This window comes from Mesorhizobium sp. M1D.F.Ca.ET.231.01.1.1 (assembly GCF_003999155.2).
Taxonomy (GTDB): Bacteria; Pseudomonadota; Alphaproteobacteria; order Rhizobiales; family Rhizobiaceae; genus Mesorhizobium.
Genome location: NZ_RZOZ02000007.1, coordinates 295212 through 312964 on the forward strand (window position 1 = coordinate 295212; position 17753 = coordinate 312964).

At 64.2% G+C, this 17753-nt stretch carries 16 protein-coding genes and 1 pseudogene; 12 read left to right on the top strand and 5 right to left on the bottom strand.

Annotated features, from left to right (window positions below):
- The first annotated feature begins 1 nt into the window (after position 1).
- Complete coding sequence (gene glcF, locus EN874_RS20465) at positions 2–1330, top strand: glycolate oxidase subunit GlcF (protein ID WP_127426501.1); 1329 nt, start codon at positions 2–4, stop codon at positions 1328–1330.
- On the opposite strand, the gene EN874_RS20470 is transcribed toward glcF, so the two are convergent.
- The gene (locus EN874_RS20470; protein ID WP_127426500.1) at positions 1331–2251 is read right to left on the bottom strand and encodes a bifunctional 5,10-methylenetetrahydrofolate dehydrogenase/5,10-methenyltetrahydrofolate cyclohydrolase; all 921 of its coding nucleotides are present in this window, start codon (positions 2249–2251) and stop codon (positions 1331–1333) included.
- Between the two features lie 401 nt (positions 2252–2652).
- A complete protein-coding gene (locus EN874_RS20475; protein WP_127426499.1) occupies positions 2653–3384 on the bottom strand; it encodes a L,D-transpeptidase in 732 nt (243 codons plus the stop codon).
- Positions 3385–3600: 216 nt separating this feature from the next.
- Between EN874_RS20475 and EN874_RS20480 the strand changes: the two genes are divergently transcribed.
- The 3 genes and pseudogenes from EN874_RS20480 to EN874_RS20490 form a co-directional block, all read left to right on the top strand.
- Positions 3601–4239: a DNA-3-methyladenine glycosylase I gene (locus EN874_RS20480; protein WP_127426498.1), complete on the top strand. Its 639-nt coding sequence runs from the start codon at positions 3601–3603 to the stop codon at positions 4237–4239.
- An 87-nt stretch (positions 4240–4326) separates the two neighbouring features.
- The gene (locus EN874_RS20485) at positions 4327–4803 is read left to right on the top strand and encodes a transposase (RefSeq protein ID WP_168247641.1); all 477 of its coding nucleotides are present in this window, start codon (positions 4327–4329) and stop codon (positions 4801–4803) included.
- 24 nt (positions 4804–4827) lie between these two features.
- Positions 4828–5310, top strand: a pseudogene (locus EN874_RS20490) (transposase); the annotation flags it as partial.
- 169 nt (positions 5311–5479) lie between these two features.
- Here the strand turns inward: EN874_RS20490 and EN874_RS20495 are convergent.
- On the bottom strand, positions 5480–5713 hold the full coding sequence (locus tag EN874_RS20495) for a hypothetical protein (RefSeq protein ID WP_127426495.1): 234 nt from the start codon (positions 5711–5713) through the stop codon (positions 5480–5482).
- Between the two features lie 65 nt (positions 5714–5778).
- Between EN874_RS20495 and EN874_RS33765 the strand changes: the two genes are divergently transcribed.
- The 7 genes from EN874_RS33765 to EN874_RS20530 all read left to right on the top strand — a co-directional run bounded on the left by EN874_RS33765 (position 5779) and on the right by EN874_RS20530 (position 13302).
- Positions 5779–6009, top strand: coding sequence for a hypothetical protein (locus tag EN874_RS33765; protein ID WP_168247642.1), 231 nt, complete (start codon positions 5779–5781; stop codon positions 6007–6009).
- A gap of 35 nt (positions 6010–6044) precedes the next feature.
- On the top strand, positions 6045–7610 hold the full coding sequence (gene hisS / locus EN874_RS20505) for a histidine--tRNA ligase (protein WP_127426493.1): 1566 nt from the start codon (positions 6045–6047) through the stop codon (positions 7608–7610).
- Between the two features lie 210 nt (positions 7611–7820).
- A complete protein-coding gene (locus EN874_RS20510) occupies positions 7821–8942 on the top strand; it encodes an ATP phosphoribosyltransferase regulatory subunit (RefSeq protein WP_127426492.1) in 1122 nt (373 codons plus the stop codon).
- Positions 8939–9637, top strand: a complete 699-nt coding sequence (hisG, locus tag EN874_RS20515) for an ATP phosphoribosyltransferase (protein WP_127426491.1) — start codon at positions 8939–8941, stop codon at positions 9635–9637. The genes EN874_RS20510 and hisG overlap by 4 nt, the downstream gene beginning before the upstream one ends.
- A gap of 73 nt (positions 9638–9710) precedes the next feature.
- Positions 9711–11471, top strand: a complete 1761-nt coding sequence (locus tag EN874_RS20520; RefSeq protein ID WP_127426490.1) for an AMP-binding protein — start codon at positions 9711–9713, stop codon at positions 11469–11471.
- Positions 11472–11481: 10 nt separating this feature from the next.
- The gene (locus tag EN874_RS20525) at positions 11482–12105 is read left to right on the top strand and encodes a poly-gamma-glutamate hydrolase family protein (protein WP_127426489.1); all 624 of its coding nucleotides are present in this window, start codon (positions 11482–11484) and stop codon (positions 12103–12105) included.
- A gap of 93 nt (positions 12106–12198) precedes the next feature.
- The gene (locus EN874_RS20530; RefSeq protein ID WP_127426488.1) at positions 12199–13302 is read left to right on the top strand and encodes a calcium:proton antiporter; all 1104 of its coding nucleotides are present in this window, start codon (positions 12199–12201) and stop codon (positions 13300–13302) included.
- A gap of 54 nt (positions 13303–13356) precedes the next feature.
- Here EN874_RS20530 and EN874_RS20535 read toward each other — a convergent pair whose 3' ends face one another.
- The gene (locus tag EN874_RS20535; RefSeq protein ID WP_126085704.1) at positions 13357–14265 is read right to left on the bottom strand and encodes a hydrogen peroxide-inducible genes activator; all 909 of its coding nucleotides are present in this window, start codon (positions 14263–14265) and stop codon (positions 13357–13359) included.
- 141 nt (positions 14266–14406) lie between these two features.
- On the opposite strand from EN874_RS20535, the gene katG reads away from it, so the two are divergent.
- Positions 14407–16638, top strand: a complete 2232-nt coding sequence (gene katG / locus EN874_RS20540; RefSeq protein ID WP_127426487.1) for a catalase/peroxidase HPI — start codon at positions 14407–14409, stop codon at positions 16636–16638.
- Between the two features lie 149 nt (positions 16639–16787).
- Here the strand turns inward: katG and EN874_RS20545 are convergent, their stop codons facing one another.
- Positions 16788–17465, bottom strand: coding sequence for an MIP family channel protein (locus tag EN874_RS20545; RefSeq protein ID WP_127426486.1), 678 nt, complete (start codon positions 17463–17465; stop codon positions 16788–16790).
- Positions 17466–17753 lie beyond the last annotated feature (288 nt).

Sequence of the window (17753 nt, forward strand, 5' to 3'; positions counted from 1 at the left end):
TGTGCAGACCAATTTCTCCCTTGCCCAGCTTGCCGACCCGCATGTCGCGGAATCGGAAAAGATCCTGCGCAAATGCGTGCATTGCGGCTTCTGCACCGCCACTTGCCCGACCTATGTGACATTGGGCAACGAGTTGGACTCGCCGCGCGGCCGCATCTATCTCATCAAGGACATGCTGGAGAACGGCCGGCCGGCCGACAAGGAGATCGTCACCCATATCGACCGCTGCCTGTCCTGCCTTGCCTGCATGACGACATGCCCGTCCGGCGTCAACTACATGCATCTGGTCGACCATGCCCGCGCCCATATCCAGAAGAGCTACAAGCGGCCGCTGCTCGACCGGCTGAACCGTGCCATGCTGGCTTTCGTGCTGCCTTACCCAGGTCGCTTCCGCGCCGCGTTGAAGCTCGCCGGCCTCGGCCGGCCGTTCATCGGCCTGTTCGAAAAGCTACCGGCGCTGAGACCGATCGCGGCGATGCTGAAGCTTGCGCCGTCGTCGATCCCGCCGGCATCGCCGATGGCGAAGCCGGGCACGCGTGCGGGGCAGGGGACCAAAAAACGCGGCCGCGTCGCCATCCTCACAGGCTGCGCGCAGTCGGTGCTCGATCCGGCGATCAACGAGGCGACCGTCTCGCTGCTGACAAGGCTGGGCGTCGAGGTGGTGGTGCCGGAAGGCGAGGGCTGCTGCGGCGCGCTCGTCCATCACATGGGTCGCGAGGATCAGGCGCTTGCCTCGGCCAGGCAAAATGTCGACGCATGGACGCGCGCCATCGACCAGGGCGGGCTCGATGCCATCGTCATCACCGCATCCGGTTGCGGCACGACGATCAAGGACTATGGCTTCATGCTGCGCCTCGATCCGGCCTATGCCGAAAAGGCCGCGCGAATCTCGGCGCTGGCCAAGGACATCACCGAATATCTCGCCGGCCTCGACCTGCCCGAGCCGGTGCGCAAGCCGGGCATTGTCGTCGCCTATCATTCCGCCTGCTCGATGCAGCACGGCCAGAAGATCACCCGCCAGCCGAAGGAGCTTCTCAGCAGAGCAGGCTTTGTCGTGCGCGAGCCGCGCGAAGGGCATCTCTGCTGCGGCTCCGCCGGCACCTACAACATCCTGCAGTCCGAGATTTCGACCAAGCTCCGCGACCGCAAGGTCAGGAACATCGAGGCGACCGGCGCCGAGATCGTCGCCACCGGCAATATCGGCTGCATCACCCAGATCGCGTCCGCAGCCAAGCTGCCGGTGGTGCATACGATCAAACTGCTCGACTGGGCCTATGGCGGACCGAAACCGGAAGGCGTTTCCGACAGCGGTTTGATCGCTGCGGAATAACTACTCCGCAGCCAACTGGTCCGCCACGCCGTAGGTCGCTCGGTAAAGCGCGCGTTGGCGGTTGAGCGCCACCATGGTGTTGCGCAAGAGGATCGCCACCGTCAGCGGGCCGACGCCGCCCGGCACCGGCGTGATCCAGGAGGCGACCTCCTTCACGCTCTCGGTGTCGACATCGCCGACGATGCGGCTTTCGCCGTCCGGCCCGATTTCCGAATTGATGCCGATGTCGATGACGGCGGCACCGGGCTTGACCATGTCGGCCTTGATCAGCCGCGGCCTGCCGACGGCGACGAACAGCGCATCCGCGCGCCGCGCATGCGCTGCCACCGAACGCGTCATGTGGTGGCAGACCGTCACGGTCGCTCCCTCGCTCATCAGCAAAAAGGCGATCGGCTTGCCGACGATCTCGGAATGGCCGACGACAACCACCTCGAGCCCCTTGAGATCGAGGCCGGTCTCCTTGAGCAGCTCGACCGAGGCGGCCGCCGTGCAGGGAGCGAGGTCGAGCTGGTTGTAGACGATGTTGCCTATCGAGGCAGGATGCATGCCCTCGACGTCCTTCAGCGGATGCACCGCCGCCTGCAGCGTCTTGATCGGGATATGCGCCGGCACCGGCCGCTGGATGATGATGCCGGTGACGCGCGGGTCGGCGTTGAGGCCATGGATGGCGGCCTCAAGCTCGCCCGCCGTGATGTCGGCGGCAAAGCGCCGCTCCTCGAAGCCGATGCCGGCAAGCTCCGCCTTGGCGCGCTGGTTGCGCACATAGACATCGACCGCGTCGGTATCGCCGACGGTGATCGAGACCAGCTTCGGCGGAAAGCCTTCGGCGGTGGCGATTGCCGCATCCTCGCGCACGGAAACGATGATGCGCTGGGCGACCGGGCCGCCTCTCAGATAACGGCTGTCGTCGGACCGGGTCATGGCTGGCACCTCTGCCTTCTAGCACAATTCCAGAAAAGCGGCTTGCGTCCGGAATTGCATAAAAACCAAGATTTGTGCGCTGCAATAGCAGAGGACGGCCGGGAAATCAGCCCCCGAAAACGAAACGGCCTGCTTCCAGCGCGACCTGCCGCTCTATGCATGTCACCCAAAAGTGCGCCGCGGTTTTGGGAAAATGACATGCATCAAAACAACAACGCGAAAGCGAAAAGGGCAGCGCGGTTTCCCGTGCTGCCCTTTCGTGACTGGCCGTATCCCCACACGGCCCGTCCCCCGTATTCGTTGCCAGTCTAAGCACGTCTCCTAAAAGCGCGCTATGGCTTCAGAGCAACAGCAAGCGCCAAAAACGCCTCAGCGCCGCCTTACTGGCTGATGCGCAGTGACTATATCACCTCGACCGTCGTTCCGACTTTCACGCGCTCGTAAAGGTCGACGACGTCCTCGTTGCGCATCCGGATGCAACCGGAAGACACCGCGCCGCCGATCGTCCAGGGCTGATTGGTGCCGTGGATGCGGTATTCGGTGGTGCCGAGATAGAGCGCGCGCGCGCCGAGCGGGTTCTCGATGCCGCCGGCGAGATAGGTCGGCAGGTAGCGGCCCTTGGCCGCCTCGCGCTTGATCATCACGGCTGGCGGGCGCCAGTCCGGCCACACCCTCTTATCGGTGATCTTGTGCGTGCCCGACCATTCGAAGCCGGGCTTGCCGGTGCCGACGCCGTAGCGCCGCGCCTTGCCGTTCTTCTCGATGAGAAAGAGGAAGTTCTGGTGAGTATCGATGACGATGGTGCCAGGCTTCTGCGGGCCGTCATAGGCGACTTCCTGCGGCAGGTACATCGGGTTGATCTGCGGCCGCATCGCCGCGCGCTTGGCGGGCTGCTGCACGGCGGCCGTGCTCTGCTGGCCGGGTTGCGCCTGGAAAAGCCGCTGCTGCGTCGCCTGCCGAGTCGGGCGCACAATGCCCGGCGCGTGGCCAAGCTGCAGCACCCAGGGTGCCGAAAGGTCGGGGCTGACCATCACCGGCGGCCTGTCGGCATAACGGTCGTTGGCAAAAGAGGTCGTCGCGCCGGCGGCAAGCACCGCGGCCGCGCCTAGCACGAAAGTGAACGCTGTCTTCATCGGAACGCACCTTGATCGTCGAACTCGTCCGAGGGCGGGGAAGGGGCCCTCGGCGTGGCGAACCTTGGCGCGGAGCGGCAAGCAAAACATGAATCGGAATGCGTAAAAGGCCGCTTCGTCAGTAAACTTTTTGGTGTGGTTACCGGCCGGTTCAGGAATCTGGTAAAGCCACGGTAAAGCCCGCGCCGAAGCGCGTTAACGAATGGAATTCTTCTGATGGGACAAGAAAATGCCGGCCTGCTGGATGGCCCCGACGGTGTCGCGCGCTGCTTCTGGCACGGCAACCTGCCGGACTATCTCCACTATCACGACCATGAATGGGGCAGGCCGGTGACGGACGATCGCCGGCTGTTCGAGAAGATCTGTCTCGAAGGGTTCCAGTCCGGCCTCTCCTGGCTGACCATCCTGCGCAAGCGCGAGAATTTCCGCGAGGCCTTCGCCAATTTCGACTTCGACCAGGTGGCGCGCTTCACCGACCAGGATGTCGAACGCCTGCTCGGCAATGCCGGCATCATCCGCCATCGCGGCAAGATCGTCTCGACCATCAACAACGCCAGGCGGGCCCGCGAGATGGTCGATGAATTCGGCTCACTTGCCGCCTGGTTCTGGAAGTTCGAGCCGGGTCCCGATGAACGGCCCGAAATCGTCGACCTCGCGCATCTGCGCGCCAATCCGACGACGGCGGTCTCGGTCAGGATATCGAAGGAATTGAAGAAGCGCGGTTGGAGCTTCGTCGGCCCGACCACTGTCTATGCCTTCATGCAGGCGATGGGCCTGGTCAACGACCACCTCGAAGGCTGCGTCTGCCGCGCCGAGGTGGAGGCGGAACGGAAGAGATTTAAAAGGCCGAAGTGAGCGCACTTCCCCTTCTCCCACAAGGAGGGCTTTGCACAGAATCGGATCAGTGATTCCATGCGGATATCCGGCAAGGAGGGATTCGCGATGGTCGATCGGGTGCTTGGTCAATTGAGCCTTGCGGATGGTCTGGCATCGGCGGATGAGACGATCTTCGACCTGATATCGAAGGAACTGGACTGGGCGCCGATCCGAACCTTGCTTGGTCAGCGCAGCGGTCCTGGCTCGGGCAACACCAGCTATCCGGCGGAACCGCTGCTGCGCTGTCTTTTGCTTGGCGTGTGGCACGGGCTGAGCGATCCGGCGCTCGAGGCGCAGATTCGGGACCGGCTGTCGTTCCGCCGCTTTGCCGGTTTCAGCCTTTCGGAACGCACGCCCGATCACTCGACGCTGTGGCGTTTCCGCGAGGAGCTGACGCGCGAGCATCTGATCGACAAGGTCTTTGAGGAAATCAACCGCCAGCTGGAGGAGAAGGGCCTGATCGTCAAGCGCGGCACCTTGGTCGATGCCACGTTCCTGCAGGCTCGCGGCCGCCCGCCCAAGCAACCCAAGAAGGGCCATTAGGGTCCGGTCAAGCCGTCGGCCGACAAGGATGCGCGCTGGGGCAAGAAGGGCAAGAAGAGCACCTTCGGCTACAAGATGCACATCGGCGCCGACCAGGCTCACACCATCATCCGGCGCGTCGAGGCGAGTGATGCCTCGGTCACCGATACCGAGCCGGCCGACCAGCTGATCTGCCGCGACGAGAAGGCGGCCTATGGCGATCAGGCCTATTGCACCCACGCCAGGCACGATCGGCTTGCCGAGGCTGGGATCAAGGATCGGCTGATGCACCGGCCCAACAAGCACCACCCGCTGACGCCGCGCCAGAAGTTGCGCAACCGGCTGATCGCCAAGGTGCGGGCGGCCGTCGAGCGGCCTTTCGCCGTGTTCAAGGAGCACTATGGCATGCGGCGCGTGCGCTTCTTCAACCTGGCCACCAACCGCACGCAGTGTATCCTGGCTGCCTGCGCCTACAATCTGAGGACCATGATCGGCGTCCTCTTTCCACCTGAAGAGAGGCGGGCATGAGGAGGAGTCCGCCTCCATCTGGCGGATAGCCGCCTAAAACCGCCGAATGCCTCAAAAGGGCAGCCGAAAATCGCGCCGCCAGCCCTTTAAAACGCCGCGCCGACCCCATCGAAAGCCGCTTCACTCCCCGTGCAAAGCCCTCCTTGTGGGAGAAGGTTAGGGTGCTAGCTCAAACGCTGCCGGCGCCGGTCAAGAACAGCCCCGCGATGATGGCGGCGAGCGCGGCGAAGGCCGGGTAGATCACCAGCAGCCCGGTCACCAGCGCGTCGCGCAGCGTCGGCTTTTGCGCTTCCGCCGTAACCTCGAACGGCCCGGCCGGCTGCTGCGCCGGCTTGGGCATGAGGTTGCCGGCAGGCCGCAGCCTGGCAGTGCCGCTCTCGATGATGTCTTCAGCCGTCGTCATGGCCCCGAACCCTTTGTTTCGGCGCGCTTTATCGTCTTCGATTGTGTCGGCAGCATGCCGCGCCGATGGCGGAATTGTTTCGTTTTGGTGTGGTTTTGTTTCAGTTCTTCCTTCTCCCCTTCTTGTGGGAGAAGGTGGCCGCGCAGCGGCCGGATGAGGGGTTTTCCAGGGAAAGCCGGCGTTTCACTCCGCTGGAACACCCCTCATCCGTCTCGGCGCTGCGCGCCGATCCACCTTCTCCCGCAAGGGGAGAAGGAGAGGTCGCCGCCCTTGCCGCTCCAAGCCGCATCGTTTAGGAAACGCGCGCCCATTGACCAGAGAAGATTATCCCATGGCCGACAAATCGGAAAAGACGAAAGCGCGGCTGCCGCGCGGGTTTGCCGACCGCGGCGCCGAAGACATCCGCGCCGTCGAGAAGATGATGGCGACCATCCGCTCGGTCTATGAGCTTTACGGTTTCGAGCCGGTCGACCAGCCGATGATCGAATACACCGATGCATTGGGCAAATTCCTGCCCGACCAGGACCGGCCGAACGAAGGCGTGTTCTCCTTCCAGGACGATGACGACCAGTGGCTGTCGCTGCGCTACGACCTGACCGCGCCGACTGCGCGTTTCGTCGCCGAGAACTATGACCGGCTGCCGAAGCCCTACCGCAGCTACCGCTCCGGCTGGGTGTTCCGCAACGAAAAGCCTGGTCCCGGCCGCTTCCGCCAGTTCATGCAGTTCGATGCCGACACGATCGGTACACCGAACGGCGTTGCGGGCGTCGCCGCCGACGCCGAGATGGCAATGATGATGGCCGACGTCATGGAAGCGCTTGGCATCAAGCGCGGCGACTACGTCATCCGCGTCAACAACCGCAAGGTGCTGGACGGCATTCTGGAGGCGATCGGCCTTGGCGGCGACAAGAATGCGGGACGCCGGCTGACGGTGCTGCGCGCAATCGACAAGCTGGACAAGATCGGGCCGGAAGGTATCGCGCAACTGCTGGGCGCCGGCCGCAAGGACGAGAGCGGCGACTTCACCAAGGGCGCCGGCCTCGAGCGCAAGGCGATCGAGACGGTCCTCTATTTCATGAATTACGAGCTTGGCACGGCAGCGGGCGAATGGCGCAAGCTGGAGGTCGCGACCGACATCTCGCCGAACGCCGCCCAGATCCGCTGGTTGAAGACGCTGGACTATTTCGCCGACACCGGTCGCGAGGGCGTCGACGAACTGGCGGCGATAGCGGCCATGGTGGATGCCGCAGGCTATGACGGCCGCGTGCTCATCGACACCTCCGTCGTGCGCGGGCTCGAATACTACACCGGCCCGGTCTTCGAGGCCGAGCTGCTGGCCGAGATACCCAATGAGGACGGCCAGATCGTGCGTTTCGGTTCGGTCGGCGGCGGCGGCCGTTATGACGGGCTGGTGTCGCGCTTCCGCGGCGAGCCGGTGCCGGCGACCGGTTTCTCCATCGGCGTCTCCCGGCTGATGACGGCGCTGAAGAACCTCGGCAAGCTCGACACTTCCGATGTCATCGCCCCGGTCGTCGTGCTCGTCATGGACAAGGACACGACAAGCCTCGGCCGCTACCAGAAGATGGTCGCTGAGCTGCGCGCGGCCGGCATCCGCTCCGAAATGTATCTCGGCGGCGCCGGCATGAAGGCGCAGCTCAAATATGCCGATCGCCGCGGCAGCCCGGTCGCTGTCATCCAGGGCGGCGACGAGCGCGCCAGGGGTGAAGTGCAGATCAAGGACCTGATCGAAGGCGCCCGCATGTCGGCCGAGATCACCGACAATGCCGAATGGCGGGCGGCAAGGCCGGCGCAGGTGACGGTGGCGGAAGGCGAACTGGTCGCCGAGGTGAAGAAGATCCTGGCGGCGCAAGCCGAGGAGCGGGCACGTGGCAGGTAAGGCGCCGACCTCCCCTTCTCCCCTTGTGGGGTCCGAAGGACGGGGCGAGACCCGTGGCTCGCCCCCGGGCGGTGGCCGAGCGAAGCTCGGTCGGATGAGGGGTGTTCGAGGGAACGCCAACGTCTCATTCCTTTCAGCACCCCTCAACCGTCTCGGCGCTGCGCGCCGATCCACCTTCTCCCACAAGGGGAGAAGGGATGGGCGTGCCGCATGACCTCCCGCTACCCCGCCATCGCCGCCGACATCGCAAAACTCTTCGCCGCGCGCGACACGCACGCGGTCGAGGTCGCGGTGCTGCAGCCGGCCGATCCGTTCCTCGACATGGCGGGCGAAGACCTGCGCCGCCGCATCTTCCTCACCGAAAGCGAGACCGGCAAGACGCTGTGCCTCAGGCCCGAATTCACCATTCCGGTCTGCCTCGACCACATCGCCAGCCAGGCCGGCACGCCGCGCCGTTATTCCTATCTCGGCGAAGTGTTTCGCCAGCGTCGCGAAGGCGGCAACGAGTTCTTCCAGGCCGGCATCGAGGATCTCGGCGATCGCGACACGGCGGCGGCCGATGCCCGCTCGCTGGCCGATGCGCACGCGCTGCTCTCGCTGGTGCTGCCCGGACAACCGCTCGCCGTCACGCTCGGCGACCAGACTGTGTTCGAGGCGGTGCTGGCCGCGCTCGGCCTGCCGCGCGGCTGGCGCATGCGGCTTGCGCGCGCCTTCGGCTCCGCGACGATGCTGGAGGCAGCGCTTGCCGATCTTGCCAACCCGCCGCGCAACAGCCAGCTCTCGGGTCCGGTCGCCATGCTGGTGCTCGACGGCGACGCGGAAGGCCTTGCCGCGCATATCGCCGCCGGCATGGAGCAGGCCGGCCTGTCGGCATCGACCGGCCGCGCGCCCGCCGACATCGCGCGGCGGCTGATCGAGAAGGCGCAGCTTCGCAGCGTGCGGCTGTCCGACGAGGCCTTCTCGGCGCTGAAGGGCTTTCTCGCGATCGATGTCGCACTAGGCGACGCCACGGAAGCGCTGGAAAAATTCGCTTCCGATGCCGGCCTGTCGCTCGGCGCTGCGCTGGAGAATTTCGCCGGCCGCGCCAAGGCGATCGAGGCGCATGGCCTGCCGATGGCGGAAATCCGCTACGACGCCGCCTTTGGCCGTCCGCTCGACTACTACACCGGTCTGGTCTTCGAGATCGCGGCTGCCGATGGCGACCGGCCGCTGGTCGGCGGCGGCCGCTACGACCGGCTGCTGACGCTGCTGGGCGCCAGGAAGCCGATCCCCGGCGTCGGCTTCTCGGTCTGGCTCGACCGCATCGAAGCTTTGCGGGAGGGCGCGAAATGATCACGCTGGCGATCCCGTCGAAAGGCCGCCTCAAGGAGCAGTCGCTCGAAGTGCTTGCCAGGGCAGGCCTGGCGGTCACCTTGCCTGAGGACGACCGCAAATATCGCGCCCGCATCGATGGCCTCGACAATGTCGAAGTGGCTTTCCTCTCCGCGTCTGAGATCGCCGGCGAGATCGGCCAGGGCGCGGTCGATCTCGGCATCACCGGCGAGGACCTGCTGCGCGAGAACCTCGCCGACTGGGAAGCGAGCGCCGAGATCGTCGCCCGTCTCGGCTTCGGCCATGCCGATGTCGTGGTCGCCGTGCCCGACATCTGGCTGGATGTCGACACCATGACCGATCTCGACGACGTCGCCGCCGATTTCCGCCAGCGTCACGGCAGGCGGTTGCGCATCGCCACCAAATACTGGCGGCTGACGCAGCAGTTCTTTTCGCTCAAGCACGGCATCCAGGTCTACCGCATCGTCGAGAGCCTTGGCGCCACCGAAGGCGCGCCGGCGGCCGGTTTGGCTGACGTCATCGTCGACATCACCACCACCGGCTCGACGCTGCGCGCCAACCACCTCAAGGTGCTGGGCGACGGCGTGATCCTCAAGTCGCAGGCCTGTCTCGTCGCTTCGAAGAACCAGCGTGACGCGGCCGATGAGGCTCTGTTGCGCGATATCGCCGCGAAGATGGCCGCGCTGGTCGCTTGACCCCCCATACCTTCGGCGGGTTTCCACCATCCCGGCAGGCTGATAGGCTGGCTTATCCCGGGAGGAAACGGCGATGGCGATCAAACTCGACGAGCTCATGAACGCCACCAATCTGCGCAAAGCGCAGAATAGCTTCATTGCTCCGGTGGACGGCAGGGCGCATGTCTCGGGCGACCGCTCGGTCCCCTTGCTCGACAAGACCATTCCGGAGCTGTTTTCCGACACGGTGAGCAAATACGCCACGCTCGACGCCGCCGTCTTCGTCGGCCAGGACAAGCGCTTCACCTGGAGCGAACTGTCGGACGCCGTCGACGCTCTGGCCGCAGGCTTCCTGGCGCTCGGATTGGAGAAGGGCGACCGCGTCGGCATCTGGTCGCCCAATCGCTGGGAATGGCTGGTGACGCAGTTCGCCACCGCCCGCATCGGCCTCATCCTGGTCAACATCAACCCGGCCTACCGGCTGACCGAGCTCGAATATGCGCTCAACAAAGTCGCTTGCCGAGCGCTGGTGACGGCGGTCCAGTTCAAGACCTCGGACTATCTCGGCATGATCGAGACGCTGGCGCCGGAGATCGCCACCGCCGAGCCCGGCAAGCTCAAGGCGAAGAAGCTGCCGGCGCTGGAGATCGTCATCCGCATGGGCGACGACAATTCGCCCGGCATGTTCAACTTCGGCGACGTGCTGGCGATGGCCGGGCGCGACGAGCATGACAGCCTCGACCGCATCTCCGAGAGCCTGAAGCCGAATGAGGCCATCAACATCCAGTTCACGAGCGGAACGACCGGCGCCCCGAAGGGCGCGACGCTGACCCATTTGAACATCGTCAACAACGGCAATTTCGTCACCTCGGCGATAAAACTCACCGTCGACGATCGGCTCTGCATCCCGGTGCCGCTCTACCACTGCTTCGGCATGTCGATGGGCACGATGGGTTGCGTCACCAAGGGCGCGACCATGGTTTTCCCGGGCGAAGGTTTCGATGCCGGCGCGACGCTGAAGGCGGTCGCGCAGGAACGTTGTACCGGCCTCTACGGCGTGCCGACCATGTTCGTCGCCATGCTCGATCATGCGGATTTTTCGACCTTCGACCTTTCCAGCCTGCGCACGGGCATCATGGCTGGCTCGCCATGTCCGATCGAGGTGATGAAGAAGGTGGTGTCGCTGATGCATATGAGCCAAGTGACGATCGCCTACGGCATGACCGAGACCAGCCCGGTCTCGTTCCAGAGCAGCGTCGAAGATCCGCTGGAAAAGCGCGTCTCCACCGTCGGTCGCATTCATCCCCATGTCGAGGTGAAGGCGATCGGCGCCGATGGCGCCACCGTCGCTGTCGGGGAGCCTGGCGAGCTCTGCACGCGCGGCTATTCGGTGATGAAGGGTTACTGGGACGACGCCGAGAAGACGCGCGAGGCGATCGACGCCGACGGCTGGATGCATACCGGCGACCTCGCGACAATAGACGCCGAGGGCTATTGCAACATTGTCGGCCGGGTGAAGGACATGGTCATCCGCGGCGGCGAGAACGTCTATCCGCGCGAGGTGGAAGAGTTCCTCTATCGCCATCCGAAGATCAAGGAAGTGCAGGTGTTCGGCGTCCCCGACGACAGATATGGCGAGGAGCTCTGCGCCTGGATCGTGCTGAAGCCCAACCAGATCGCCACGGAGCAGGAGATCAAGGCCTTCTGCGCCGGCCAGATCGCACACTACAAGATCCCGCGCTACGTCCGCTTCCGCACCGAGTTGCCGATGACGGTCACCGGCAAGCCGCAGAAGTTTCTGATGCGCGGGGCCATGGTCGAGGAATTGGGGCTGGTGGCACAGAAGACGGCGTGAAACGGGATTTATGGACAACGAGTTTCCAAATTTCGCGGCGCTGAAAGCCGCCAAAATCGAAAACATAGATTATCGCATAGTCGTCCGGCGCGGAGCGCGAACCGGCAGTGCGATCGTCATGGCCCCGCACGGCGGCAAGATCGAGCCCCGCACCTCTCTGATCGCCGAGACGATAGCAGGGCGCGATCTCGATATGTATTGCTTTGAAGGGCTCATGCCGGAAAGCAACCGGGAGCTGCACATAACGTCCAGGAACTTTGACGAGGCAACCGCGCTGGAAATGTTGCGGACGAAGTCCACCGTCGTCGCTATCCACGGTCGCCAGGATCGGAACGATCCCTCGACAGTCTACCTGGGCGGCAAGGACGCCGCGTTGGTTTTGGAGATAGCCTGGCGTCTCCAGGAAGCCGACTTCCAGACCAAAAAGGATAACCATCCCTTTCCAGGTATCCAGAATTCGAACATCGTCAACCGAGGATTGACGGGCAAAGGAGCCCAGCTGGAAGTGCCCTTTTCGTTGCGCCGTCGACTAGGGAGCGAGCCGGAACTTCTGGGAAGATTCTGTGGGGCGGTTCGCAAGGCCATTGAGACATTCGATGCCGAAAATGGTGCCCAGTCCTCAATCGTGTTTTGAATCGTGCGCTTGGCAGGCAAAGATGCCATGAGAGTGCTCCCGACGCGCTTTTTCCGCTAAGTTGGCGGAAACGCGCGACGTTTGGGGGCTTGAATGACTGGTCTTGGACGGTCGGCGATTTCCTACACGATGCCATTGGCCGCGCTGGCGATGGCTGTCGCGGTCAGGGCCAGCGGCTTTTCGGTGGATGAAGGCTCGCTGAACGCCAGGATCCTCGTTGGAGCGCTGTCGAGCGCGATTATGTTCACCACCATTTTCGTGGTGCTCGATCACGCCGAGGCGGTGGCCCGGCGCGTCGGGGAGCCGTACGGAACATTGGTGCTGACCTTTGCCGTGACGGCGATCGAAGTCTCGATCATCGTCTCCATGATGGTGCATGGAGAGAACAACCCGACATTGGCGCGTGAGTCCGTTTTCTCGACCGTGATGATTACCTCCACCGGCGTTGTCGGCATCTGTCTCACGCTTGGCGGCTGGCTCCATCGCAAGCAGGCAATTCTTCGACAAGGGACCAGCGCGTATCTGGCTGTCCTGATCGCGTTGACCGTCATGACGCTTATTCTGCCGACCTACACACAAACCACGGATCCCGGCACGTTTTCGGCAGCCCAGCTTGGTTTTGTAAGCGTCCTTTCGGTGCTGCTCTATGCAAGTTTCGTGTTCGCCCAGACCGTCCGGCACCGGGAGGACTTCGTGCAAGGAGAGGCACACGACCTCTCGATGCACTCCGCCCCTCACGCGAGCATTTCCGTCAGCGCTCTTCTGCTGGCAACCGGGCTGATCGGAATTGTCATGCTCGCCGAGCAGGTCGCCGCAAGTGTCGAGGACACACTCGTCGCCTACCAGGTGGCCCAGGCCGACAGCATTGTCGGAGCGTTGATCGCGGGGCTGGTTTTGATGCCGGAGGCCCTTTCGGCGGTTCGCGCTTCGCTCAACAACGAGCTGCAGCGCAGCTTGAACGTTGCGATGGGTTCGGCTTGCGCCACGATCGGTTTGACAATACCGGCGGTCGCGGCCGCCAGCCTGCTGACGGGCAGGGGATTGACATTAGGGCTTCCGGCGGCTGACGCGGTGCTTTTGGTCCTGGCGCTTTTCATATGCAGCGTCAGCTTCAGCACCGAAAGAACGACGTTCCTGACGGGGATGGTCCATGTTGTAGTGTTTTTTACGTATGTATTTTTGATATTCGTGCCCTGAAACATCGTCGCAGGCCGGTCATCACGCGGGGATGGAGAGGCGTAGAAGGACGTTTCAACCTGCGAGCACGGCCTGGTCCAGCCCTCGTATGATCTTCGCCAGTTCCACGCATTCGTCCTGGCGCACCTTGTTGCGCCGCCAGGCGAGGCAGATCATGCGCTGCGGCATCGGCTCCTGGAATGGAACGATCCGCAAGTCAGGCATGATGCCGGCGGCGCTTGCCGCCATTTCCGGCACCAGCGTCACCCCCAGCCCATGCGCCACCATTTGCAGCAACGTCGTGAGGCTTGTGGCGCCGTAGCTTGCCATCGCCACCGGTCGCACATTGCCGCAGACGGCCAATGCCTGCTCGCGCAGGCAATGGCCTTCCTCGAGCAGCATCAGCCGCTCCAGCGCCGGGCTTTCCGGCGGCACGGGCGGTGAGGCGAAGGCCGGATCGCCGGCAGGGACGGCAAGGAAGAAGCGATCCGGGAAAAGCTCCTCGGTGGCGAGCCCAGGATGGTCGAGCGGCAGCGCGGCGATGAAAGCGTCGAGCCTGCCCGAGACATTGTCCTCGACCAGCGATGCGGTCACCGCTTCGCGCAGCTCGAGCTGCAGGGCAGGGAAATGCTTTTTCAGTTCCGGCAGGACACGCGGCAGCAGATAGGGCGCAACCGTCGGGATGATGCCCAGCCGGAAGCGGCCTTCCATCGCAGGGCGGCCGCGACGGGCAGTCGTCTCGACGTCACGTATGTCGGCGAGGATGCGCTCGATGCGCGGCTGCAGTGCCTGCGCTTCGTCGGTCATCCGCACGGCCTTGCCGCCGCGCTCGAACAGGAGGCAGTTCAGTCGTTCTTCCATTTCCGCGATCTGGGCCGAGAGCGCCGGCTGGCTGACGCCGGCAAGCTTCGCGGCGCGGCCGAAATGCAGCGTCTGCGCCAGCGCGTCGAAATAAAGCATCTGCCGGACGGTGAGGCCGATCATAAGGAAATCTTATCGGAAAAAACAGGAAAGGCAATTTGTCTTTATCGCCAAGCGGCCCTAGTCTGGAATCGTTCCAGATTGGCGCGGCCGCTGGCCGCCCCGGAAACCAATTCAAAACTCGGCAAAAAATCGGAGAGTGAGATGGACGCGAAAACCGACGACAACAGCGCTGGCAAATGCCCCGTGGCGCATGGATCGGCCGGCAGGACCAACCGTGACTGGTGGCCGAACCTGCTCGATCTCGGCGTTCTTCACCAGCAGTCGAACCTCTCCGACCCGATGGGCGAGGATTTCGACTACGCCAAGGAATTTGCGAGTCTCGACCTCGATGCGGTGGTCAAGGACCTGCACAAGGTGATGACGGATTCGCAGGACTGGTGGCCGGCCGACTTCGGCCATTACGGGCCGCTCTTCATCCGCATGGCCTGGCACAGCGCCGGCACGTACCGCATCGGCGACGGCCGCGGCGGCGCTGGCGCCGGTCAGCAGCGTTTCGCCCCGCTCAACAGCTGGCCGGACAACGCCAATCTCGACAAGGCTCGCCGGCTGCTCTGGCCGGTCAAGCAGAAATACGGCCGCAAGATCTCCTGGGCCGACCTGATGATCCTGGCCGGCAACGTTGCGCTGGAATCGATGGGCTTCAAGACCTTCGGCTTCGCCGGCGGCCGCGCCGACGTGTGGGAGCCGGAGCAGGACGTCAACTGGGGGTCCGAGGCCAAGTGGCTGGACGACGAGCGCTATTCGGGCGACCGTGAGCTGCAGGGCCATCTCGGCGCCGTGCAGATGGGCCTGATCTACGTCAACCCGGAGGGCCCGAACGGCAAGCCGGATCCGATCGCCGCGGCGCGCGACATCCGCGAGACCTTCCGCCGCATGGCGATGAACGACGAGGAAACCGTGGCACTGATTGCCGGCGGCCACACCTTCGGCAAGACGCACGGCGCCGGCGATGCAGCGCTTGTCGGCGCGGAGCCGGAAGGCGCCGGCATCGAGGCGCAGGGCCTCGGCTGGTCGAGCAAATACGCCACCGGCATTGCCGGCGACGCCATCACCTCCGGTCTCGAGGTCACCTGGACCACTTCGCCGACCAAATGGAGCAACAATTTCTTCGACAACCTGTTCAACTACGAATGGGAGCTGACGAAGAGCCCGGCCGGCGCCAATCAGTGGACGCCGAAGGGCGGCGCCGGCGCCGGCACCGTGCCGGACGCGCACAATGCCTCGAAGCGCCATGCGCCGGCCATGCTCACCACCGATCTCTCGCTGCGCTTCGACCCGGCCTATGAGAAGATCTCGCGGCGCTTCCACCAGCACCCCGATCAGTTCGCCGACGCCTTCGCCCGCGCCTGGTTCAAGCTCACCCATCGCGACATGGGTCCGGTCGTCCGCTACCTCGGCCCGCTCGTGCCGAAGGAAGAGCTGATCTGGCAGGATCCGATCCCGGCGATCGACCACGAGCTGGTGAGCGAAGCCGACATCGCGGTGCTGAAGGCGAAGATCCGGGCCTCCGGCCTTTCGGTCTCCGAGCTGGTCTCGACCGCCTGGGCCTCGGCCTCGACCTTCCGCGGCTCGGACAAGCGCGGCGGCGCCAATGGCGGCCGCATCCGCCTTGCCCCGCAAAAGGACTGGGACGTCAACCAGCCGGCACAGCTCGCCAAGGTGCTGGCGAAGCTTGAGGCCATCCAGAAGGAGTTCAACGCGGCGCAGACGGGCGACAAGAAGGTCTCGCTGGCCGACCTGATCGTGCTCGGCGGCGTCGCCGCGGTCGAGAAGGCAGCCAAGGACGGCGGCAATGAGGTGAAGGTGCCGTTCACCCCCGGCCGCATGGACGCTTCGCAGGAGCAGACCGATGTCGAATCCTTCGCGGCGCTCGAGCCAAGGGCCGACGGCTTCCGCAACTACAGCAGGGGCAAGCAGGCGATGTCGGTCGAAGCGATGCTGGTCGATCGGGCGCAGCTCCTGACGCTGACGGCGCCGGAACTGACGGCGCTGGTCGGCGGCCTGCGCGTGCTCGGCGCCAACGCCGCCGGCTCCAGGCACGGCGTGTTGACCGACAAGCCTGGCACGCTGACCAACGACTTCTTCGTCAACCTGCTGTCGATGGCGACCGTCTGGGATCCGGCTGCAGGCTCCGAGCCGGGCTCGGAAGAGGTCTACGAGGCGCGCGACCGCAAGACCAGGCAGGTCAAGTGGACCGGCACGCGCGCCGATCTGATCTTCGGCTCGCACTCGCAGCTGCGCGCGCTGGCCGAGGTCTACGGCTCGGCCGACGCCAAGGCGAAGTTCGTCAAGGACTTCGTCAAGGCCTGGACCAAGGTGATGAACCTCGATCGTTTCGAGATCGCCGCCAAAGCAATTCCAGGAAAAGTGTGAAGCGGTTTTCCGTCCGGAATTGCGTTAAAACAAAGAGAGCGGTTCGCCATTTCCGCGAAACGGTGAACCGCTCGAAGTAAAGGGCTCATCCTCCCAAGTAAAAAAGGCGCGGTTCATGCCCGCGCCTTTTTGATTCAGAGCTTCGAGGATCAGTCTTTTTCGAAGATGCCTGCCTTGGCGACGACGCCGGCGATCGCTCCGCCGATCAGCGGCGCGAAAATGAAAAGCCAAAGCTGGCCGAGCGCCGCGCCGCCCGAAAACAGCGCCGGGCCGATCGAGCGCGCCGGGTTGACCGAGGTGCCGGTGACCGGGATCATGGCGAAGTGGATCCCTGCCAGCGTCAGGCCGATGACCAGGCCGGCAAAGGCCGTCGTATGCTTGGCGTTGGTGACGCCGAGGATGACGGTGACGAAGGTGAAGGTGCCGATCAGCTCCCACAGGAAGGCAGAGCTCATGCCCCATTTCGCCTCGTCCCAGCCATTGGCGCCGAAGCCGCCGGTGTGGCCGCCGGCCTGGCCGGTGACGATGATCCACAGCGCCAGCGAAGCGATGATGGCGCCGATGATCTGCGCGATCCAGTAAGGGACGACATCCTTGGCCGGCATCCGTCCGGCAAGGAACACGCCGAGCGTCACCGCCGGATTGAGATGCGCGCCCGAGATCGGGCCGATCGCATAGGCCGCGGCGATCAGGCCGATGCCGAACGCCAGGCCGATGCCCTCCTGCCCGAGCGGCAGCGCGCCGCCGAAGCCGCCCGTGACCACGGAGGCCGTGCCGATGAACACCAACAAAAACGTCCCTAGAACTTCTGCCAGATAAGTCTTCATTGCCCTCTCCTCATAGGGATCCGTCAAACCGCGTTTTCCGCGCCGCGAATCACAGGCGAGAGAGTATTCCCACCCGGAAAACTTGGAAAGCTGAGTGGTTAAGCCACACCGCTTGCTTGTAGACGCCAGTCAAAACATTAGAGAACTTTCATGTTCCGGTCGATTTGTTCTTGGTTCCGCTGGTGGCCGACTGTTTCGAAAAGCGTTTCGTCTGTCGTCCAGGGGATGGCCATGGACGGGTCGCTTTTGGCCTCGCCGCAACAGAAATGTTTCAATCGGAGCAGGAAA